Origin of the sequence: Aeromonas sp. SE22, from assembly GCF_038739755.1 — a bacterium.
Taxonomy (GTDB): Bacteria; Pseudomonadota; Gammaproteobacteria; order Enterobacterales; family Aeromonadaceae; genus Aeromonas; species Aeromonas jandaei.
The window spans coordinates 356,449-379,296 of record NZ_JBCGFD010000001.1 but is presented as its reverse complement, the minus strand read 5'-3'; the positions used below and the strand labels follow the sequence as shown (position 1 = coordinate 379,296).

Below are 22,848 nucleotides of genomic sequence, written 5' to 3'. Positions count from 1 at the left end.
CATTATGATTAAATGGAAAACCACTGCACCCTACGAGCACAATGCTCAAAACCATCATGAACATAAGCCCGTACGGTGCACACCCGCTGCCCTTTCCATGGCAAAAAAACCCGGCGACGTAGATCGCTCACCACAGCGCGAGCATGTCCATATGGCGCTATCATCTCCGGAATAAAAATATGGTCGCCAGATTGCCAATCCTCTGGGAGCAGTTCCCGCTCACCAGACAGTAAGGCGTCACGAATGGATAAAGAGACAAACGCCCAGTTACAAAATGCAACCGGGCGCCCGTGCGAGTCTTCGTAATAACAGAACTGATTAAACTCAAGTGCCGGCAATATACGTTGCTGCCACTGGGAAACAAAATAACTCCGATGCAGGGAGGAGCGCTGACTGAGCAGCATGATACCTCCCAACATATGTTGTTTTTGTTGCCAATTCAGTTCTTTTGATTGAAAATCAAACCTCATTAGCTCCCCAACCTAAATTCTACTTTTTCTTACGAGGCGTGGTCTGAATATTAGACTCCGAAGCGACTTGCAACTCTTCAGAAGAAGCTGTCGGGATCAAGCCGGCGTCAATCAACTTGTCAAACTCAGAAACCATGCGTGGATCTTCAAGCATGGTTTTTACCATTGAAACCATATACATAAAACCAGCAAAAGGCATGTGAATGGTCTGTTTCAGTACCAGTTCATTGTCACTCTCGGCCATTACGCCCTGCGACATTTTGAGAGGATCCTGCCCTACGAAATAGAGAGAAAAAATTCCCTTGTTATAGTTAACACTTGAAACTGTTTGTACGAATTGCTCTATCACATTAACTCCAATAATTTTCCAATTAAAAACAGAAAGACCCCTAAGAGGCCCAAAACAATAAACAAAATAAAGTTAGCTTGAGTCATTACACTAAAGTACTACACATTAGGACATTAGGTTCGTTGCACTAAAATTCACCTCCCTTCCTAACAATGATTAATTCAACGATATTTTAAAAATCAAAAAAAATCAATTCATCACCGTGCAAAAAAAAGAGTAAAAACTCCATAAAATAGAGTTAAAAAACCAATTTAATAAATCAAAAACACAATTACGGATAACAGCTAACACACCAACACAGGAGGTTACACTCCGTTTCAAAGAAAGAAAAAAACAGTTTGACAAAAACGTTTTACAGCAATTATGATCCGCCGCTCTTTTAATATCCAGGTCAATGTTTAAATTATCCGCCAGATTTATTTAAAAATTGACTCAACAGGGCATCACATATAATGGAACGTAAAAAATCCGTTATGGCATCTATAGAGATAATAAAAAAAACTCTCAAAAAAGATAGCGACCACACTCATTTTCGCTCTGCAAAGAACAATGATGAAAACCCCAAAATAAATATCAGGCAATGCAGTATAAGACCAAACAGAATTGATCGCTTACCCCTCCCAGCAATACTACTTACTCATTCAGATGAAGGTTTTGTTCTGGCGAGTCTGCAAGGGGAACAAGCGTTAATCTTGGATCCAGTACATGGTGTTACTCAAATCATCTCGCGTGAGGAACTCCTCGCTCGGTGGAGCGGTAACCTGATCCTAGTCCAGGATTCCTCAGCACTCTTTAGTATCCGTTGGTTCATCCCAGCATTCTTACAACAAAAGCAACTGTTATGTGAGATATTACTGTTCTCGCTGATCTTACAGATCTTGGCGCTGATCTCTCCGCTCTTTTTTCAGGTCGTCATGGACAAGGTCCTAGTGCATCAGGCTTGGTCGACGCTGGATGTGTTGGTGTTCGGGCTCCTGATCACCGCCCTAGTAGAGGTTTGTCTACGCGGATTACGGGAGTACCAGTACGCCCACACTGCCAACCGGATCGACATCCAGCTCGGCCTGCGCATGGTGCAGCACCTGTTTGCCCTTCCTCTGCTCTATTTTAAAAGCCGTCAAGTAGGAGCTATTGTGACCCGGGTGCAGGAGCTCAACACCATCCGCGAGTTCCTGACCGGCACCATGTTCACCCTGACGGTGGACGTACTGTTCATGTTCGTCTTCTTGGCGGTCATGGCCAGTCTCTCCGGCATGCTGACGCTGATAATCCTGCTCTCCATCCCCGCCTATGTGCTGATCGCCTGGTGGGTCACGCCGCGTATGCAGCAGGCGGTCGAACAGCATTTCAGCCACGCAGCAGCCAATACAGCCTTTTTGAACGAGACGGTCGCCGGCGCAGAAACCCTCAAGAGCCTCGCGCTAGAACCGCGCTTCGTACGGCGCTGGGATGAGCAAACCTGTCAGATGGTGACCGCTGGTTACCGGGTTCAGGAGCTCAACAACACCTCACAGCACGGCGTCATGTGGTTGCAGAAGCTGGTGAGCGCCTGCGTCCTCTGGCTCGGAGCTAGCGAGGTGATCAGCCTGCAGCTTACCATCGGCCAGCTCATCGCCTTCAACATGATGGCCAGCCACGTGGCTCAGCCCCTGTCACGGCTGGTCGAGCTGTGGAGCCAGTTCATCCAGACCCGGATCGCGGTGAACAAGCTCGGTGACATGCTCAACCTCCCCCCCGAACACCAACGTGACGGCGTAGGTCAAGTGAGCGCCGGAGCCATTCGGCTGGAACAGGTGCGGTTTCGCTATAAGCCGGACACCCCGCTCATCATCGATGATCTATCCCTCACCATCCAATCCGGCGAAACACTCGGGGTGGTTGGTGGCTCGGGATCAGGTAAGAGCACCCTGGCCAGATTGCTACTGCGCCTCTACCAACCCGAGCACGGCGAAATCTTCATCGACGGCCAGCCCATCCGCCAGCTCTCACTCCATCACCTGCGCCAGCAGATGGGCGTGGTACTGCAGGAAAATCACCTATTCAACAAATCAATAAGAGACAACATCGCCCAGTCGATGCCCCATGCCAGCCTGGACGAGATAATTCGTGCCGCCAGCCTAGCCGGTGCCCACGACTTCATTCTTCGGCAGCCCCTTGGTTACGATACTGTGTTAGCAGAAGGGGGGTGCTCACTCTCAGGCGGCCAGCGCCAGCGCATCGCAATCGCCCGCACCCTGATGGCTGACCCAAGGATCCTCATCTTTGACGAAGCCACCAGTGCCCTCGATGATGAGTCCCAGGCACTGATCCAGCACAACATGCGTCAGATCGCTCGCGGCCGAACCGTTATCATCATCGCCCATCGTCTCTCAACCGTACGTCAGTGCGACCGCATCATCGTTTTGCAACGCGGCAGAATCGTGGAGCAGGGTGATCATGCCAGCCTGCTGGCACGAGGAGGGCACTACTCCCGATTGTGGCGGCTGCAACAGGACCTGCACGAGGAAACCCTATGAATATGCGAATCTGGATGACCCGCTGGCACCGACCCCGTCTGCCCCGGCAGGTCGATACCCACTACGGCTTTCTGCCAGCCCACCTAGCATTAGCCGAGACCCCTCCATCTCCCTTTGCTCGCATCACAGCGCTGACCCTCAGTGCCGGTGTACTGCTGACCCTTCTGTGGGCTTGTTGGGGCAATCTCGACATCCAGGCCACTGCCAGCGGCCGCCTCTTGGTCTTTGGTCGCAGCCAGATAATTCAGTCCTACGAGCAGGCAAGGGTGGTCAGTATCCACGTGGAAGATGGTCAAGCGGTCGCCGCCGATGCACCGCTACTGACCCTCAATACATTGGGTATCAGCCAAGATCTGAACCGCTTGCGCCAGCACCAGGTCTTCCAATATCAGATGTTGATTCGCTACCAGTCGCTATACTACGACCAAGTACCCGACCAACATCCTGACTATGCCAAGCTCACTCTGGAGCAACAGCAAGCACTGGAGGAGAACTACCAAAGCGAACAGAGCGAATTTCACAGCACCCTCAGCAACCTAAAGGCCGAGCTGAGGATCAACAAGGCCAACCAAGCCGCTAGGCGTGGAGACATGGCCTCTCTCACTACCCTATTGGCCAATATCCGCCCCCGTCTGCAGGCTCGTCAGACTCTTAGCCAGTCCCAAGCAATCTCCCGGATGGAGTATCTGGAACAGGAAAAAGAGCTATTGGAAACCCAGCGCCAGCTGGCTCAGCAGCAAGCGGAGCTTGAGGTGCTGCAATCCCATCAGCAGAGCTTGCAGGAGCGGTTGATCGGCTTCAAGGCACAAAAGCAGCGGGAGTGGATCGAGAAACTCCAGCAGGCTAGGCTGCAACTGACCACCATCGAGCATGAACTCGCCAAGCTGCACGAGCGGGAGCACTTGGAGGTAATCCGCGCCCCCGTGGCTGGTACGGTACAGCAACTGACCATCCACACTCAGGGCGCAGTGGTCCAGCCTGCCCAGCAGTTGCTGGTTATCGTGCCCAACGAAGGGGTACAGCTCGCCGAAGTGAAGATCCTCAACAAGGACATCGGCTTCGTGCACGAAGGGCAAGCGGTAAGCATCAAAGTTGACGCCTTCCCCTACACCCGCTACGGCACCATAGATGGTGAGCTGGTGAGCGTGTCGCGCGACGCCACAGCAGATGAACAGTTGGGACTGGTCTTTGCCGCTAAGGTCAAGTTGAGCCGCGATGAGATGCTGATCAACCACCAGTCCGTCAAGCTCACCCCCGGCATGTCGGTAGTGGCGGAGATCAAGACTGATCGCCGCCGGGTCATCGACTATCTGTTGAGCCCCATCCGTGAGTATCAAGCCGAGGCACTGCGGGAGCGATGAAGATGCACCAGACCCACACCACAGATAATTCCCCCATAGCTAATGGTGCCCTAGCAGCCCTCGCCCACGCCGCGCATCAACTGATGCTGACGGCCGATGCCGATCAGCTGGCCCACGCCTTGGGTTGCGATCTCGCTCCACCTGATCTGATTGTGCGGGAAGCCGCCGCCCACCTTGGCCTGCGCAGCGCCTTGTCGCAAGGCCCGGGTTGCCCGCTCACAGCGCTGCCACTACCAGCATTGCTCAAGCAGGATGGCCGCTGGTATACCATCACAGCGATCACACCGGAGGGCTGGCAGCTGTATGATCCCGCGACCGCGACAAGCGGACTCCAACCGCTGCCGAGCCCTGCCCAGGCGGCGCAGTGGCACTATCTGTTATTGGCCCAACAGGATCTCACTCCGACGGAAGTCAAATTCGATCTGGGCTGGTTCAGCCCGGCAGTGCTGCGCCAGCAGAAACAGCTACGGGACGTCTTCTGTTTCGCAATCCTGCTACAGCTCATCGCCCTCACCAGCCCATTACTGTTCGAGAACATCATAGACAAGGTACTAGTGGGGCGCAGCCTAGGCAGCCTGCACGTACTGGCACTGGCTATGGTGGCGCTGGCCTGCGCCGAGCCACTCTACGGCTTTCTGCGCGGCCAGGTATTTGGCCACCTAGCCAACCAAGTCAATGCAGAGCTCTCCGGCAAGCTCTATCGCCATCTAGTCGGCCTACCCATCGGCTATTTCAAGACCCGGCAGACCGGCCAGATCATCGCCCGGGTCAAGGAAATGGCCCAGATCCGCCAGTTCCTCACTGGCTCGACCCTGATGTTGGTGCTGGATCTGCTGTTCATTCTGCTATTTGTCGGGGTCATGTTTCACTATGCACCGCGCCTGACAGCATGTGTACTGGGCTCACTGCTAGTCTACTTCCTACTCTGGCTGCTGATAGGCCCACTGGTGCGCAAGAAGGTTGAGGCGGAGTATCAAGCGGATGCCGATGCCACCAGCTTTCTGACCGAGGCGATCACCGGTATCGAAACAATCAAGACCACGGCCACCGAACACCGCTTCTATCAGGAGTGGCAACACCTACTGGCGCATCAGCTCAGGCGCGCTTTTCAGGCCAAGAAGATGGGGCTGGCAGCCGGTCAAGTCATCGAACTGGTGCAAAAGATCACCGCAGCCCTGCTGCTCTGGCTCGGCGTCGACGAAGTATTGAATGGCCGTTTAAGTCCTGGCGAGCTAGTTGCCTTCAACATGTTGGCTGGCCACGTCACCCAGCCGGTGCTACGGCTAGCCCAAGTGTGGCAGGATTTTCAACACACCCTGATCGCCCTGCGCAGGGTCGGCGACATCCTCGACGAGGCGCCGGAACATGGCAACAACGGGCTCGCCTCTGTGCCCGCTCTAAAGGGCGCCATTGAGTTTCGCCACATCCGGTTTCGCTATCAGCAGGATTCTCCCGAGGTGCTGGCCAACATCTCACTCACTATTGAGCCAGGGCAGTTCATAGGGATAACGGGCCCGTCCGGCTGCGGCAAGAGTACCCTAACCCGGTTGCTACAACGGCTCTATGTGCCCCAGCATGGTCAGGTACTGGTGGACAATATGGATCTCGCCATCGCCGATCCCGTCTCACTACGCCGTAACATGAGCGTGGTGCTGCAGGAGAGCGTGCTGTTCTCCGGCACCATCGCCGACAACATCCGTATATGTCGTCCAGACGCCAGTCAAGGCGAGATCGAGAAGGTCGCTCAGCTGGCTGGAGCTCTACCATTCATTCTTGAGCAACCCCAAGGCTTCGAGCAACAAGTCGGAGAGAAAGGCGCACGCCTTTCAGGAGGGCAGCGCCAGCGTATCGCCTTGGCTCGAGCACTGCTTGCTAACCCAAGAATTCTACTTCTCGATGAAGCTACATCTGCTCTCGACTATGAATCTGAGTCAGCTATCATGGCAAATATGACGGAGATCCGGCGTGGGAGAACCCTCATAAGTATTGCCCATCGACTTAATACTCTACGTGATGCCGACCGTATTCTTGTGATGAATGAGGGTAGAATTGTCGAATCTGGTACCCACAATGAACTGATGGCACTTCAAGGTCTTTATGCCAAACTCTGGCATAAACAAATGGAGTGAATGACTTCAATTAAGGAAATTGTTTTTATTATTTATCGATAGCGCATAGGGATAAGAATTGCTTTAGCAAACACTGTCTCTATGCCCTAGGTTTTGGATTCACTAGATAACAATAAAATCATCGCCACGACTACAATCGGTCAAAAAACGAAAAAAAATATTAACACCACCTTTATCAAACACGAACCTAAATAACTGATCCCAATAGTGCTACACCTTCGCTGTGCCATAGCTATTCCTCGGGAAAGGAGACACGGTATCCATGAAGTGTTTCACTCGGGCCAGCAGGCTGGCCATTCCTCTACATTGATGATTGCGCGTGATGGTTTCATGTAACTTGTGCCACAGCCGTTCTAAATAACTGATCCTAATAGTGCTACATCTTGCCAGAAGCCTTGTGGCGTAAGGAATTTGTGCAATCTGACGGCAATGCCTGAGGTGACAAGGCCCAGCGACGATGTGTGATCCATGTCACCTGTAGAAGCGGTACGAGTGCAGTGATCTACTATTCGGAACAGCTATTTAGGTGATTAACCCAAGGACTGTAAACTGGCTGGAACACTAAACAAAACTTGGGGTTCTTCTTCAACCATCGCTCGGTCTGTTGGCTTTTGTGAATGATGTAGTTATCGAGGATCAGCGTGATGGTTTTGGCTCGTCGGTAGTGGCGACGCAGCTTCTCCAGCATAGCGATAAACAGGGATGAGTTTTTCTTTATCCCACTGACGTAAAGTACTCTTCCATTGCCTGCATGGAGAACGCCTGCCAGGTAATGTTTGGCGTTCTGTCCCGGTGTGACAGCCCGCTTTTGCTGCGCTCTGAACATCCAGTCGGCCCCTAATTTGGGATTGAGGTCTATATCGACTTCATCCTCATAAAACACCGGATTATCGGCATCACAGCGGGCCAGTGCCGCGTCGATATCCGCCATTTTCTCCTGATAGGCTGGGTCTTTTATCCGCAAGGTCGGCACGGACCTTCGCCAGACAATGCCCATTCGAGGTAACCATCGACGGAGCGTGGAGGCAGCCATATTGAGGCCTGTTAACCGATTGATTTTGATGGCCAATAGCTCAGTACACCAGCGGCTGCGCTGATAACCAAAATCTTGCGGGGAAAACTGCATGAGCAGCACCAGTAAGGTGACAATCTTGGCGACAGGTAAGACTGGGGCACGGCCAGCCGGCAAGACTTCTAGAGCCCCCACGCCTTCATCCCGATACCACCGAAGCCAACGGCCGATGGTCGAGCGAGCAGCGCCGGTAAGGTGATGAACATCAGTGATCGTGCGTCCTTCATGTAACAGCAAGATGGCCATCAAGCGACGAGCATGCCCTTTATCACGGGTGGCATGGATGATTTTGTGAATGCGGCGCCGTTGTGGCCGTGACAGGGGGGTAGGACAGGCATCAACTCAGTCCTTTGGGTGTGGCTTGTTTTGTTTGGCGACTAATGAGATCGCACAAACTGGACTGAGTTCCCTTCCTCCAGTGATCTACTATTCGGAACAGCTTTTTAGAGAAACAATTCGCCGTAAACTGCTCGAAAGGTGTAATATTTACGCTATACTTACATCTACTTACGGATTTTTTTACGCTCAAGGTGTGAAGATGAAAGTTGTTTTCTTCGATACAAAACCTAAGGATGGTAAAATCTATACCAAGGGCATCTGGTTATAAGGCCTACGCACTAATAAGCATTTCAATATTAAAACACATATGAGCAAGGCTCGTTACATGCTGAAGTTCGTAACCTGCTATAACTTTAAAATTGTAGGATCCCGAACACATCAAGTTCTTCAGCTATGAGGAGTTAATGCCCCTGGAGGGGGCTGATATCGATATTTTTTGGTGGCAAGATGGCTACCTAAATAATTTCCAGGGGCAGTGTTAATACCAGATGCGAAAGTTATAAAGTAAAGTGGAAGGGGCCATAGGCATAGGAAAAATGCATGAGTTAATAAAAACAAAGCAACTTTATTTCTGTATGAATAATGGATGCATGGTTCTGGCCACTTTCTATTATTTAAGGAGCTTGCTTTATTTTATCTTCACCCGCCAGCTCAAGTAAATCACTAATCTACCCCACTTAGCAACTTGTAACAAATCATTTTTTAACCTTATTAAAGGAGTTTTTTGATGAGAATTAGTCCATTTTATCTGGCTGTTTTGTTGAGCTCACCTGTTTATGTGGTGTTGTCTTCCCCTAGAGAGAATCATAAATTAACAAACCTGACGCATGTTATTTCTGATTACCGGGCATCACTGGCGTCACTTCCTCTTGATTATTTTCTCCTGGAAAAAAAACAACTACTCGGAGTTATGCTGCAAAGGTATAGTCTGAATTCACAGTCGTGGTCTCCACAGGGCGTTGTCTATCCGGAACTATGGAGACATGGTGTGGATATCTATATTCCTGATTCAGCCAGAGAAAAAAATGCACTCGTTGTTATAAATAATGGCAGCAACAACAATGGTTCAGGCAGTCCTGTGGAACCCACAAACTTCAGTGAGCAAGAACTGTCACGGATTGCGGCTGCCACACAAACTGTTGTGATAGCAGTCAGTAACGTCCCTAATCAAGTGCTCCGCTATAAAGGGTTAGCAGATCCTCTAGCTGAAGATTATAGTGTGGCATACAGCTGGAAACTGTTCATGGGAGACACTCAGCAATATCAAAACGCATCTCTTCATATACCTATGGCAGCGTCAGTATCACAGGCATTTAGGCTGGCGAAGACAGAACTCACCCAACAAAAAATTACTAAATTTATAGTCACGGGAGCCTCCAAACGCGGCTGGGCGGCATGGCTGACTGCGCTGTCTGATCCGGATGTTGATGCCGTTATTCCTATTGCTTTTGATCTGCTGAACACTAAAAAATCTCTTGAACACATCTATCAGTCATATGGGAAAAACTGGCCCGTAGCCTTTTATCCGTATTATCAACAGGGCATTGATCTGCGGATTCATACTGATGAATTTGCAAGCCTAATTAAGCTAGAAGATCCATTTTCTTATCTGAATACCGACATGGGCGGGCGCCTTAAAATTGAAAAGTACATCATTAATGCCAGTGGTGATGATTTCTATGTTCCTGACAACAGCCATTTTTATTATGATCGGCTACTTGGTCAGAAGTCCCTGCGGGTTGTACCAAACTCCACACATTATAGCATTTTGACCGTTGCAGAACGATCGCTGACTACCTTCGTTAACCGTTTTCAGAGAGAGCAAAAGCTCCCTGAAATTACGGAAAAAGTACAAAGCAGTGGGTACGGAAAAACAAAGCTGATGGTCAGTTTCTCAGAGAAGCCAGTAACCGTTTTACAGTGGACAGCTAGGAACCCGGCAGCAAGGGACTTTCGTTATGCCTGCGGTGTTAAATACAACTCTGTACCCGTCAGTCAGACTACCACCGGTGATACAGTCAGCATTCTGTTAACAACTCCAGACAGCGGATGGCAGGCCACTTACATTGAAGCAACCTTCAGTGACGGGTATGTAGCCACAACACAGGTATATATTACGCCGAACGAGAAATATCCGGAAGAAGCCCCTCCGCCTGCAGACAAGGCCTGCCAGACTCTTCCGGGTCGGGGCGTTGTTACTCAAATCAGCCAGTAAGTCATGACTTCCCCAGCCCCAAGTGACCGTTACACTCGGGGCTTTCTGACAAGCAGACCAAGGGTGTTCAGTTTGTTGATCGCACCAACATAATACGCCATCACTTCCCCTACCTGACCGTTGTATGTTCGCAGACTGATTTTGCCCGTCATCAATGCCACTTAAATTGAACTAACTTAGAAGCCACTGCATCTAATCAGATGCCAAGTGAGGAGGCACTATCATCCTATAAACCCGCTGAACAGGCACCAGCGGTGCCGGGGGGAAGAACCAGCGGTAGAGATCGAACCAGCCATCTCGCTGAGCAATCACGACCTCATGCACCGGATCGCGCTGGAAGATCGCCACCTTGTTTTCAGTCAGCGGCACCCAGGCATAGTTGACCAGCGCATATTGCGACTGGATCAGGTTGTACTCATTGAGATAGGAGTCATCGTTACCCGATTCGTGCAGTTGGGTACGACTGTCGATGAGGTAAACAAGCTGGTTGAAGAAGGTCAGTTGAAAACCGGTCACCCGCCACTTCTCCCTGGTCGCCTCCTCCTCTTCGATCACGGTAATTTTGCCCCAGCGGCACACCCCGTGATAGTTGACTCCATTGGCCGACATTTTCAGGTCGTAATGGCAGCCCAAACTGTTGATAAACATCCCGACCACAAACAGCAGCACGACAAGCAGTGGCAACAGCAGCAAGGAATTTTTCAGCGTTCGTTTCATCAGAGATCCCTTACAGCGTTTTTTCAAGCTCTTTATAGGAAAGCACGCGAACCTGGTGGCCGGAGACCAGCACCAGCGATGCCGGTTTGACTGGTGGCACGTCGCTCCGTGCCTCCATCTGGCAAACAACGCCGGTCGGCGAGTCGGTACAGTGCACATGGAGCCACTCGAAATGGAGATAGCTGGCGACAAACGCCACCAGCACAGCCAGTAGCAGATTGACGTACATCAGGCTCTTGACCAGCATTGGCCGCCCGATGCCGCTGAGAAAGGCAAGTTTGGCCCGCTTACCAAAAGAACGGGGAGCGGCGGCAGCAGGCTCTTTGATGACCTCATGGTCAGAACTTGGTGGTGTCGACGGTGACTGCACAGCCACTGCAGGCGTGGGCTCGCTTACCGGCTCGGACAAGGGCTCACTCTCTGTTGGCAGTGCCTTGCCGTAATAGCTCTTCATCTTGCAGTTAAGATGAAGGGAGTACCCTTTTTTCGGGGTACTTCTGATATCCAGCGTCTGGGGGGATGAGGCGAAGTGGCGGCGAATATTAGCGATGGCCACGTTCAGGGAGTTGGGGCTGATGGGGCGACCCAACCAGCCGATATCGAGCAACAAATCCTTGTCGCACACCTCATCATGGTGATCGAGCAGATAACTGAAGATGAGGCTCTCTGCCGATGACAAGCGCACCACACGCGCGTTTTGCAAGTTGTCCTGGTCGGCACAGAAAATCAGCTCTCGCTTTTTGACATCAAATACATAATCACCGAAGTGATAGGTTAATACTTCATCAGTTTGTATGATGTCCATTATATCAACTGCCTTTTCTTTTCATTCATCATTAAGAAAATTTAATTCACGCTTGATTTTTGCTTTTTACTATAAAAATCTTGCAATTATAAAAATCATTCCTAATAAGTTGTAAATAAATGCGCAACTGAGATCAAAGAAATTGTTAAAAATATCGTCACCTCCAAATAAATTGTTCCTAATTAGGCTATACCTTTCCGAGAGCCTTACGGTGTAACGCATTTGTGCAATCTGACGGCAAAGCCCTAAGTGACAGGTCTCAGCGTACGATACCAGCACTAGGTCACTTGTAGAAGCGATACGAGAGCAATGGATAGACATAACTAAACATACTAAATTAGCAGTCCACTGAAGCTTTATGAAATAATTATTTCTAATTAAAAATTAACAAACTCACAACGATTGAAGCGACAGCAGTGCCTTCTCAAACTCAAACTCGTTAACCGCCCGGTTCACCTCTTGAAACGCAACCCGCAGCGGCGATGTACTGCCTGCCAGATCAGCCTCTATCTGCTGGCAGAGCGCCAATGCCTGGGCATCGCTCTGTGCCAGCAAGGCCCCCAACAGCTGCAGTTGTGCCGCCAACATCTCGGCATCGATGCCACTGGGGGCAGCCACCGTCACTGGGGACGCTGCTAGCGCGGCTTCCAGCCCAGACAGCAGGGGCGTCAATTCAGCCATCAGGGATGGCAAGCGGGTTGCGACCCCTGCATCATCCCCCTCTTCACAGGCTTGCTCGAGCTGCGCCGCCTGCTCCGCCACACCGGTCGCCCCTATGGTGCTGGCACTGCCCTTGAGGGTGTGAGCCAGACGCCGGGCCGTGACTTTGTCATCCGACACCCACACCGAGTGGAAACTGGCTTCAAACCCCTGCTGCCCGTTACAAAAGCGCTGCAACATATTGCGGTAGAGCGCACTGTCGCCCCCCATCACGGCCATGCCCCGCTGCACGTCAAGGCCGGGCACGCCTTGCCAAGGGTTCGCATCGTCAGTCACCTGCAACTTGCTGGCGGCAGCCAGCGGTCTGGCGGGTGTGATCCAGTGCGAGAGGGTCGCCAGCAACAGCGGCATATTCAAGGGTTTGGCGATGTGGTCATTCATGCCTGCCGCCAGCGCCTTTTCTTTATCTCCTGCCATGGTGCTGGCGGTCATGGCGATAATGGGGATCCCGGCCAGCGCCGGATCGGCGCGGATCAACCGGGTCGCGGTGTACCCGTCCATCACCGGCATCTGGCAATCCATCAGGATGCCGTCAAACCCGCGATCTTGCGCCAGCAGGGCGAGCGCCTGTGCCCCATCGCAAGCACAGACCAGGGAGATCTGCTCCTTGCCCAGCAGGGCCAGTGCAACTTCCCGGTTCATGTCGTTATCATCCACCAACAGCAGACGAGCCCCCGCCAGCCCATGAGCGGGCATCGCAACCTGATGATGGGGGCTTGCATCCGATAACGCCTCCCGTCCCACGGTATCGCCCGCTAGCGCCTGACGCAGTGCTTGCGGAGTAAACGGATGGGCCAACACATCACACGGCGGCAACCCCAGCCCAGCAACATGGCTGGCAAGCGGTGCGGGATCGCCCGAGGTGATCAGCAAGATCGCAGGCGGCGCTGCCAGCGTGCCAACCTCCTGCAGCACCTCTGGCAACCAGCTATCTCCATCCTGCCAGCCCAGCATCACTCGTTCACAGGGTTTGCCCGCCGCGATGCCTTGATGCAGCAGTGCCAGCAGCGCGGCGGGCTCGTCCGCGCAGACAAGCTCAACAGACAGCGCCGCCAGCTGGTGGAGAATGGCCGCTCGCGAAGCAGGACACGACTCCAGCAACAACAGACGCTGCGGCGCCAGCGGCATGGCCACACGTTGCTCTTCATGACCCTTATCCGCCAGGGTGGCGAGACAGATACGGAAGTGGAACTCGCTGCCCAGCCCCGGGTTGCTCTCCACCCGGATCTCCCCGTCCATCAGTTGCACCAGATTGTGCGTGATGGCCAAACCAAGACCGGTGCCACCATATTTGCGGGTGGTCGAGCTGTCAGCCTGCTCAAAGGAGTGGAAGAGACGCTGGCACTGCTCAGCCGTCATGCCGATACCGCTGTCCTGCACACAGCCCTGTAGCCAGATCTCGCCATCGCGCTCGTTACTGCGTGCCAGCCGGACGATCACCTCTCCCTGCTCGGTAAACTTGATCGCATTGCTGGTCAGGTTGAGCAGGATTTGGCCAAGCCGCAGGGGATCGCCGCACAAACGGTCAGGCAGGTCACCGGCCAGATCGAACAGCAGCGCCAGCCCCTTTTCCCGAGCTCGAAACGCCGTTAGATCAGCCAACCACTCGAATACCTCGTTGAGCTGGAAATCCACCTGCTCTAGCTGCAGCTTGCCCGCCTCCATCTTGGAGAAGTCGAGGATGTCGTTGAGGATCCCGAGCAGGTTGTTCGCCGCTCTGTCTATCTTGCTCACATAGTTGTGCTGCTCGGGGGAGAGGTTGGTTTGCAGCACCAGATGGGCCATGCCGATGATGGCATTCATTGGCGTGCGGATCTCATGGCTCATGTTGGCCAAAAATTCGCTCTTGGTTCGGGTGGCATCTTCGGCGATCTGCCTGGCTTCTAGTATGACGGCCTCTGCCTGTTTGCGATCGCTGAAATCGAAGATGATCCCGTCCAGATAGATGGCCTTGCCCTGGGCATCATAGGTGGCGAGTCCGATGGAGTAGACCCAGCGGAGCTGACCCCAGCGATCGAAGATGCGGTATTCGTTGATATATTGCCGATGTTCGGCAATGGCCTCGATGGTGTTGCGGTTGCTCAGTTCGAGGTCATCGGGATGGATCAAGTCACCAAAATCGCGGCTGTTGCCTACGCCGACAAAATCGCTGGCGGGATAGCCGGTCAATTTTTCCGCCTCGTCGCTGACGAACAACATGGTCCAGGGATGATGAGGCAAGCAGCGATAGACCATACCCGGTACGTTGCGCACCATGGACTGGATCCGCTGCTCGCTCTCGTGCAGCCGCTGGCGATCTGCCGCTATCCGGTCATGGGCCTCTCGCATGGCCTGCTCGGCGGCACGGATCGGGGTGATGTCGACCAGGCTGCCGACCGCACCACTTCGCTCGCTCTCAGCAAGCTCGATCCCCGAGAGAAAATAGAGCATGTCCAGAGGACGACCATCCGGCGAGAGCAGACGCACCTCATGCTGCGTTCTGGCCTGACTGCCCGCCACCCTCTGCAAGGTGTTGCCCTCATCCACCGCATCCAGTCCGGCCAGTTGCGGCAACTCCGCCAGCAGCTTGCCCTCGACCGGCCGGGCGCCACCAAATCCGCTAGTAAATGCGCGATTCCCCCCCAACAAGCGGCCCTGATTGTCAGTATAGAAGAGAGGGTGTGGCAAGGTATCGATCAACGCCTGCTGAAAGGCGAACTGCTCGTTGCGCTCGCGAATGCTGCGACGACGCAACATCCGCCCCTGCCAGAGCAGGGCCGAGATCAGACAGATCAACAGGGCGGTACCGAACAAGGCTACTCGGCGCCATCCTGACACGACATGATCCACATTGCCCAACAGCAGCAGCGTCCACTGCCCTTTGGCATCGTGCCACTCGATAGGCATGCGGCTCACCAGATAGTTATCCTTCCCAATCCTGACCTCACTGCCATCGAGAGCAGGCAGTATCACCGGTTGGCGATCCGGAGCAAAGTAGTGTCCGTACTGGCGAGAGGCAAAGAGCTGCTGTTGCCTGACGGCAGAATTCGGCCCAACCACCGCCATTTGCCAGTCGCTCTTATTGCTGGCCATCACCACCCCATCGGGCGAGACCAGCAAACCGATGATATCGCCCCACCCGGCCAGAAAGGTATCGAGCAGCGCCATCTCATAGCGCGCTACCACCACACCGGAAATTTCGCTTTTTAGTGCCCGATCGTGAGAGACCGGTGCCGCAACATAAATCATCCGCTTACCGGTATTGAGGCTAACCCCGGCATCAACCGTTTCCAGCCCCTGGATCCCTTGTCTGAAGTAGGAGCGAAACGACACATCTTGCCCGACAACATGGCGACCGATCGCATCCCAATCACGGACAATCACCCCTGTTTTATTGGTGACAAAGACATGATCTGCCTTCACACCCTGCGCCAACACCTGCAATACCTCGCTTGGGCTCAGATCCCCCCGCTCAAGCAGGGAGAATTGCTGGATCTCGCGGTTTAGGCGGCCAGCCAGTTGCACCGCCCCCATCCCTTTGCTTGAGAGGGTCAGTTGCTGTAGATTGTCGGATATTCTAAAAATTCTAGCATCAATAGATTCTTTATATTTCATTTTCTCAACTGAAAAGTATATTGAATCCAAAATGTAAAAAAACAGCATAACAAACAGAGTTATTAACAATGTCACCATTAAAGATGGCCGCATAATCACCCCACCAACAATTAATCAGAAAAACGTTCTGCTATGTCTTTAAATTGTGGTGATATAGTAATGAACGCATCGATAACATCAGGATCGAAATGCCCTTCCCTTCCGTCAAAAATTAACTGGACCGCTGATTCGTGAGACATTTCACTCTTATAAACCCGACGATTAACTAATGCATCATAAACATCACACACTGCCATCATTCGAGCCGAGAGTGGTATTTTAACACCGCTTAATCCAAATGGATAACCTGAGCCATCCCATTTTTCATGGTGATACAATGAAATATCTTTTGCTATAGAAAGAAAACTTTCTGAAATGCCTAAGTTAGCCTCTGCATAAGTGATTGCTTTATAACCAATTATTGTATGGGTTTTCATTACCTCAAATTCATCAGAAGTCAACTTGCTTGGTTTTAACAATATATGATCTGGTATACCTACTTTCCCAATATCATGCAACGGGGCTGACTTAAACAATAAGTCAATATATTGTTCATTGAGTTCAGATGAGTAGTTTGAATGACTCTGCATGTACGTAGCCAAAGCATTTATATAATGTTGAGTACGCTTAATGTGATTACCTGTTTCTGGATCCCTAGTCTCTGCTAAAGTAGCCATAGCTAAGATTATAACTTCTTGAAGAGCAATTATATCTTTACTCCGTTTTTTAACCTCCAACTCCAAAATTTTGTTTTCTTCACGTAAAAAGTCATACGCTAATTTTAACTGAAGATGCGTTTCAATCCTTGCTAATAATATTGGTGGACTAATCGGTTTGACAATATAATCTACCGCACCAAGAGATAAACCAAACTTTTCGTCTAAAATATCATTTTTAGCAGTAAGAAAAATTATCGGTATATGCCTAGCATTTAAATTTGACTTTATTTGTCGACATACCTCATAACCATTTATATCTGGCATTTCTATATCTAGCAATATTAAATCAGGGAACTCATTTAAAACTATTGAAACAGCCTTATAGCCATTATTAGCCACCATTACATGATAACGGGGATTCAATAGGGCAGTCAGTAAATTTAAACTAGCACTGTCATCATCAACAACTAACAATTTTAGCTTTTTATCGAAAAAATCAATAAACCCCATCACACCACCCCAAATTCAAATATAAAAACAGAATGAAAAAACTTCCTTTCTTAAAGTTGTTCTAAGTATAGCACAACAAATTTAGGACGTTTGTTTATCTACGATTATTAAATAAAAGCCAAGATTTAGGTTACATGGTACACATTAGCTTTAAAAAACTTAAAAAACAGAAAGACACATTACAACAGTATTACATATCAAGAATTCACAATAAAATACAACACTAAACACAACGTAATATTCACACACAAAATGAAAGCATAAGCTCTTAGCACGACCTGCGTAATCACAATATCACTTTAACCATTTTATTAATCTCTCCACCTTTCAAATCTAATACGCACATCATTAATAATGCTCAACCATAATTTTAATTCCAAGAGTATCATAACGACCACAGAATTTAATATTCCTACTAGCGCCGACCGCCCCTTTTAAACCGTCTAACTAAATAATTCATATTAATTAAAAGCCTTTAGTAAAAGCCCCCACCAAAAAAAACAGAACTACTTATCATAGAAAATAGAGTTGCAAATCAACAGATTTGTCAATTTTTAACACGTTAATGAAAAGGTATTATTGCGTTTTACAGCAGTTAACGCTCAGTAGGAAATTATAAAAAATAATAAATCATCCTCCTTCACGAAACAGCCCCGCACGACAACCGGCAAGGTGTGGTTTGTCGAATAATAGGTGGGCATTGACAGGCTTTTTCTGAGTATCAACTTTACAAACTCTGAATGGCTACAAAATCCGGAGCAAATCCATTTGCTCAATCCATCTTTTGGCACTCAACTCAAGTGATACTCCTAGACGACTTACACTATGATCAAGCTGCTCAATAATAGCGTTATCAAACCTTAAGCGATCAAGATGGCTGATATCTTCGCTGGCTAGCAGATAAAGTCGATCGCAGCGAACCAATAACACTGCCCGATCTACCCCACCGAGTAACCCTTTAGGCTCCTTCAATTCACGGATCCGGTAGGTTGCGTGGAGGAACTGGGGGCGCCACAGGGGCACGACAACCCAACGCTCTTCGGCAACGGCCTGTTCATATGCGGCTAAGCACTCCTCTTGCGAACCGTTCAAAAAGCGGTAACCAGCAGCTTCAAGGCCATATTCCGCCATGATCTGGCGAGAGAAACGGCTGATACCCGCCCCCGGACCAATGCCCTGGATCAATGGTGTCATACGCTGGCGAACTTCAGGGCGCAGCAGATCTGCTACCTCGGTGACCTGCCCGGCGGACACATAGTCCGGTACTCCCCAAAGGGCGTAGGGCTGATAGTGCAGCCCCAACTCGAGGGTTTCGACCTGTTGTTCGACACGCGCCTTGTAGATGCCGTGGCTGGAGGGCAACCATGCTGATGCCAACATGTCGATCTCTCCGCTGGCCAGCCTAGCAAAGTTGGCCTCATGAGACGCATAGCTGCGAGTAACCTGATAACCTAGTTGCTCGAGCGTAGCGGCAACCAACGCTCCGGTCATGCGATGAAACGATAGATCTGTGATACCTAGCCTGATCATGGGGCCGTCTCCTTTGTACAATTGTTGAATAGTGTTCGGGAGTGTCAATGCCCGAGCGTTGAGTGACATGCTCGCTGCCGCCAGCATAGCGATGGCGGCCCCCCCTTTGATGAAATCACGTCAGTTGGTCATCTCCCGTCCTCTTGGGATACTTCATCCAGAAACAGCAGCTCAACCATGACGCCGTTGTTGTCTTGCAAAAACAGTTGCAGTTCGCCCCGCTCCGGGATTTGGCGGCTAACAAAAGGGATGTCAAGGCGCAACAGGCGGGCCTGTACCTCATCAGCACCTTCTGCACGCAAGGAGATATGGTCGATGCAGCCGCTACCCTGTTCCTCGCCCCGCAAACCAAGGTAGTTTGCCAATCCCTCATCGGTGCCGCTGGTCACCAAATGCAGCAGTGGTCGACCATCGGCATAGAGCCAGCGTCCAGCGAAAGGAAAGGGTGGGCGGCTCCCCTCCTGCAAGCCCACAACATCCCGATAGAAGGCGACGGTTTGTTCCAGCGCGCGGGTGCGCAGCGTGAGATGGTCGATGGCTCGTACAGTCATCTTGGCTCCTGTTAGCCCCCTCTGGAGGGCGATGGTCATGGCGAAAAATGGTCAGCAAGCCAGCGCGGCACGGCGGCTACTGCGCTCCTGGCTCAGGATAAACAGCAATCCCATCAGCGGTACGAGGGCGGCAAAGAAGGGTAAGGAAGCAGGACCGAAGTGACTGTCGACCACAGTACCGCCGATGATCCCCCCAGCGCATTGGCGATGTTGAATGCCGAGATATTGGCTGTCGCGGCCAGCTCAGGTGCTTGCTTGCCATATTTCATGACCCTCATCTGCATGGCTGGCAGGTTCGCAAAGGTGGCAACCCCAAACAGAAAGGCCGCAATCAGGAACAACCAGGAGTAGTGTTCTACCGCACCGAGCAACAGCAGCGTCAGAATTGTCAACAGTGGCCATAGCAGCAGAGAGCGTTTCAGATTGCGGTCGGCACTGTGACCACCGATATTGTTGCCAAGCACCAGACCCAGACCCACTACAACCAGCACGCCGGTGATCGCTGAGCGGTCGAATCCGGCGACATCTTCTGCCAAGGGGGCGATGTAGCCGTAGAGTGTCATAAAACCGGCCCAGCCAAGCACGGTGAAGAGCAGGCTGGCGAGCAAGTTCCAGTTGCGAAATGCAGAGAGTTGACTGGTGATGGAGGTGGGGATCTCCTTTGGCTGGCGCTCGATGGCAACGGTGATGGCGATCAATGCGACAATTCCCAGAGCTGCGACGGCCAGAAAAGTGGTATGCCAGTCGAAACTGTTGCCAATCCAGGCGCCAGCGGGAACGCCAAGCACGTTGGCAATGGTGAGGCCAGCGAACATCTGACCAACCGCCCGCCCAGCCATCTTGTCTTGCACCATCCGAGTGGCGACCACAGCACCGATGCCATAGAACGGCCCCTGCGTGAGACCAGCCAGCACCCGGCTGATGGCCAGGATCAGGTAGTCGTCGCTAAAGGCCGAGAGCAGATTGGCGATGATAAACAGCCCCATCAGGCCCATTAACACCCTTTTTTTGTCGAAGCGTGCCAGCCAGAGGGTCAGGATGGGACCACCAATGACAATGGCCAGCGCATAGATGGTAATCAGGTTGCCTGCGCCACCTGCGCTGACTCCGAGGCTTTCGGCCACTTGTGGCAGGATGCCTGCTATTACGAATTCGGCGGTGCCAATCGCAAAGGCCGAGAGCGTCAGGATCCAGATCTGGCCCGGTAATCGGTTGGAGTGGTTCATCTTGGTTCCCCTGATGTTCAATTGATGAGGGAGCCACCATCGATATCGATGGTGGCGCCGGTCATAAAGGAGTTGTCGATAGCCAGCAGGTAGCCTGCGGCGATGTCCTGCGCACGACCGTAGCGACCGGCAGGCAGCGTTGTGGCGGCCCGCTCAAGCATTGCTTGGCGTGCCTCGGGGGACATCAGCTGATAGGCGCTGGTATCGGTCAGGCCCGGGCTGACGACATTGATCCGCAGGGGAGCCAGTTCGCGCGCCAGGATTTTTGCACTGGCCTCCAACGCAGCGTTCATGGCGGTTTTGACCAGCGTGCCGGGCACCGTTTTGCGGGCCAGAAAGCCGGAGGTCAGCGTAATGCTCCCATTGGGCTTCAAGTGCGGAGCGGCTGCCTTGATGATGGCAAGGGTGCCCCAGAATTTGGTGTCGAAAGCCGACTTGGCGGCCGCGGCGTCGAGGGCCAAAAAATGGCCCCCCGGTGCCTGAGATCCTGCGGTGATCACCAGATGATCCAGCGGGCCATGGCGCAGGAAGAATGCCTCCAGCGTGGCAGGGTCGGTCACATCGACCCCATCGCGGCGACTGGCTGCGATCACTCGGCCAGGTCTGTTACTCAGGGCGGCGGCGACCGCCTCACCAATGCCACTATGACCACCGATCACCACGGAAAGCGTTTGTGCAGTAAATGACATCATCGATTCCTCTCTAAAATGTGCAGATAGCCAATCCGGATGAGGGTCATCACAGGTTGGCATGAGATAAATAGAGGATATATTCGACAGGTATTTCTGATAATCTCGCTAAAATTGAATTCATATTTCGAGAATGGCAAACAGTCATGTTAGATAATCTGGCACTTTTCCTGACCATCGTTGAGAAAGGGGGACTCTCCGCCGCAGGACGCGAGCTGGGACTCTCCCCTGCTACCGTGTCCGAACGCCTCGCAGCAATGGAACGTCACTATGGGGTAGCCCTGCTGACGCGCACAACGCGTTCCATCAGCCTCACCGAGGAGGGACGTTTGCTGGTAGAGGAAGGGCGCCGCTTACTGGCTGATGCTGACGATCTACAACGTCGCATTCAGTTTGGCAGTCAAGAGATCACTGGCCCAATTCGCCTCAGTGCACCGGTAGATCTGGGGACAACCAGGCTGGTCCCTTTGCTGGATCAGTTCATTGATATGCACCCTGGCATCACCATTGATCTCAATCTGACCGATGGTTATGTTGATCTGGTGACCCAAGGACTCGACTTCGCACTTCGCTACGGAACTCTTGCTGACAGTTCTCTTCGAACTATCTCTCTTGGACAAAATCCTAGGATAGTGTGTGCCTCTCCGGACTACTTACGGCGACGGGGAGTCCCCCGTCATCCTGAAGAGTTGCTGCAGCACGACTGCTTGGTGATGCGCTTTGGGGAAAACCCAGCTCGTAGCTGGGAGTTTACCGTTGATGGAACCCCCTATCGAGTGCTCGTGGCCGGACCAAGAATAACTAACAATGGCTTGCTGGTACGTCAATGGTGCCTGCAGGGACTGGGGCTCTGTTTCAAATCTCGGTGGGATGTACAGGATGATTTAGCTAGAGGGACATTAGTAGAAGTATTGGCCTCCTTCTCAGCCATTCCTTCACGTTTACAGTTGGTCTATCCATTAAGCCGAAACCAGCCACGTAGAGTTAGAGCATTAATGAATACTATAGCTACTCGATTAGGTGATGAAGACTCTCAATCATGATCGTTCAATTAAGCACGTTTAATTAAATAAAGGGAACACTATCCACTTTTATTTCAGGTTGAGACTGTCGGCTAATACTGAAAAAGCGTTTCAGCAAGGCTTAACATGCAAGATAATTTGATCTTTTGGGTGAAGTAAATAACAGTATACAGGCAATAAAAGAATAAGTTTTGAATGTTTATTCCGCAGGAAATGGCCAGGCTAACAGTGCTCTGGCCATGGTAATGAGGCATGAATACTACACGAGCATTAATTCAACTAACCGTACCGTAGTAAATACCTTAAATAATGCTCCATATCGAAAAACAATCACT

15 protein-coding genes and 3 pseudogenes are annotated in these 22,848 nt (G+C 51.6%); 5 read left to right on the top strand and 13 right to left on the bottom strand.

Annotated features, from left to right (window positions below):
• Positions 1-8 precede the first annotated feature (8 nt).
• Both rtxC and AAHA39_RS01710 read right to left on the bottom strand, forming a co-directional pair.
• Positions 9-470, bottom strand: a complete 462-nt coding sequence (gene rtxC, locus AAHA39_RS01715) for an RTX toxin-activating lysine-acyltransferase RtxC (protein ID WP_320657238.1) — start codon at positions 468-470, stop codon at positions 9-11.
• Positions 471-489: 19 nt separating this feature from the next.
• Positions 490-819 (bottom strand): peptide chain release factor 1, encoded by a 330-nt coding sequence (locus tag AAHA39_RS01710; protein ID WP_320657239.1) that lies wholly within the window; start codon positions 817-819, stop codon positions 490-492.
• A 452-nt stretch (positions 820-1,271) separates the two neighbouring features.
• Here AAHA39_RS01710 and AAHA39_RS01705 point away from each other — a divergent pair, with 452 nt between their 5' ends.
• From AAHA39_RS01705 to AAHA39_RS01695, 3 genes are read left to right on the top strand one after another with little or no spacing between them, the layout of a single operon-like run.
• Positions 1,272-3,335 (top strand): type I secretion system permease/ATPase, encoded by a 2,064-nt coding sequence (locus tag AAHA39_RS01705; RefSeq protein WP_342689989.1) that lies wholly within the window; start codon positions 1,272-1,274, stop codon positions 3,333-3,335.
• A complete protein-coding gene (locus AAHA39_RS01700; RefSeq protein WP_320657240.1) occupies positions 3,332-4,696 on the top strand; it encodes an HlyD family type I secretion periplasmic adaptor subunit in 1,365 nt (454 codons plus the stop codon). The genes AAHA39_RS01705 and AAHA39_RS01700 overlap by 4 nt, the downstream gene beginning before the upstream one ends.
• A gap of 2 nt (positions 4,697-4,698) precedes the next feature.
• Positions 4,699-6,825: a type I secretion system permease/ATPase gene (locus tag AAHA39_RS01695; protein ID WP_320657241.1), complete on the top strand. Its 2,127-nt coding sequence runs from the start codon at positions 4,699-4,701 to the stop codon at positions 6,823-6,825.
• A gap of 210 nt (positions 6,826-7,035) precedes the next feature.
• On the opposite strand, the pseudogene AAHA39_RS01690 reads toward AAHA39_RS01695, so the two are convergent.
• Both AAHA39_RS01690 and AAHA39_RS01685 read right to left on the bottom strand, forming a co-directional pair.
• Positions 7,036-7,179, bottom strand: a pseudogene (locus tag AAHA39_RS01690) (IS630 family transposase); the annotation flags it as partial.
• Positions 7,180-7,348: 169 nt separating this feature from the next.
• A pseudogene (locus AAHA39_RS01685) lies at positions 7,349-8,218 on the bottom strand (IS630 family transposase); the annotation flags it as partial.
• A 745-nt stretch (positions 8,219-8,963) separates the two neighbouring features.
• Between AAHA39_RS01685 and AAHA39_RS01680 the strand changes: the two are divergent.
• Positions 8,964-10,451 (top strand): PhoPQ-activated protein PqaA family protein, encoded by a 1,488-nt coding sequence (locus tag AAHA39_RS01680; RefSeq protein WP_320657242.1) that lies wholly within the window; start codon positions 8,964-8,966, stop codon positions 10,449-10,451.
• Between the two features lie 29 nt (positions 10,452-10,480).
• Here AAHA39_RS01680 and AAHA39_RS01675 read toward each other — a convergent pair.
• The 9 genes and pseudogenes from AAHA39_RS01675 to AAHA39_RS01635 form a co-directional block, all read right to left on the bottom strand.
• Positions 10,481-10,606, bottom strand: a pseudogene (locus AAHA39_RS01675) (IS5/IS1182 family transposase); the annotation flags it as partial.
• A gap of 37 nt (positions 10,607-10,643) precedes the next feature.
• Positions 10,644-11,168: a hypothetical protein gene (locus AAHA39_RS01670; protein ID WP_320657243.1), complete on the bottom strand. Its 525-nt coding sequence runs from the start codon at positions 11,166-11,168 to the stop codon at positions 10,644-10,646.
• Positions 11,169-11,178: 10 nt separating this feature from the next.
• Positions 11,179-11,973 carry a winged helix-turn-helix domain-containing protein gene (locus AAHA39_RS01665; protein WP_320657244.1) on the bottom strand — a complete coding sequence of 265 codons (795 nt, stop codon included), beginning with the start codon at positions 11,971-11,973 and terminating at the stop codon, positions 11,179-11,181.
• A 393-nt stretch (positions 11,974-12,366) separates the two neighbouring features.
• Positions 12,367-16,197, bottom strand: coding sequence for an ATP-binding protein (locus AAHA39_RS01660; RefSeq protein WP_320657245.1), 3,831 nt, complete (start codon positions 16,195-16,197; stop codon positions 12,367-12,369).
• Between the two features lie 200 nt (positions 16,198-16,397).
• Positions 16,398-17,495 (bottom strand): response regulator, encoded by a 1,098-nt coding sequence (locus AAHA39_RS01655; RefSeq protein WP_320657246.1) that lies wholly within the window; start codon positions 17,493-17,495, stop codon positions 16,398-16,400.
• 744 nt (positions 17,496-18,239) lie between these two features.
• Positions 18,240-19,025 carry a glycine betaine ABC transporter substrate-binding protein gene (locus tag AAHA39_RS01650; protein ID WP_320657411.1) on the bottom strand — a complete coding sequence of 262 codons (786 nt, stop codon included), beginning with the start codon at positions 19,023-19,025 and terminating at the stop codon, positions 18,240-18,242.
• A gap of 128 nt (positions 19,026-19,153) precedes the next feature.
• Positions 19,154-19,576: a VOC family protein gene (locus AAHA39_RS01645; protein WP_320657412.1), complete on the bottom strand. Its 423-nt coding sequence runs from the start codon at positions 19,574-19,576 to the stop codon at positions 19,154-19,156.
• A 113-nt stretch (positions 19,577-19,689) separates the two neighbouring features.
• Positions 19,690-20,802 carry an MFS transporter gene (locus AAHA39_RS01640; RefSeq protein ID WP_320657413.1) on the bottom strand — a complete coding sequence of 371 codons (1,113 nt, stop codon included), beginning with the start codon at positions 20,800-20,802 and terminating at the stop codon, positions 19,690-19,692.
• Between the two features lie 17 nt (positions 20,803-20,819).
• A complete protein-coding gene (locus AAHA39_RS01635; protein WP_320657414.1) occupies positions 20,820-21,494 on the bottom strand; it encodes an SDR family oxidoreductase in 675 nt (224 codons plus the stop codon).
• Between the two features lie 143 nt (positions 21,495-21,637).
• Between AAHA39_RS01635 and AAHA39_RS01630 the strand changes: the two genes are divergently transcribed.
• The gene (locus AAHA39_RS01630) at positions 21,638-22,534 is read left to right on the top strand and encodes a LysR family transcriptional regulator (RefSeq protein WP_320657415.1); all 897 of its coding nucleotides are present in this window, start codon (positions 21,638-21,640) and stop codon (positions 22,532-22,534) included.
• The last annotated feature ends 314 nt before the right edge of the window (positions 22,535-22,848 follow it).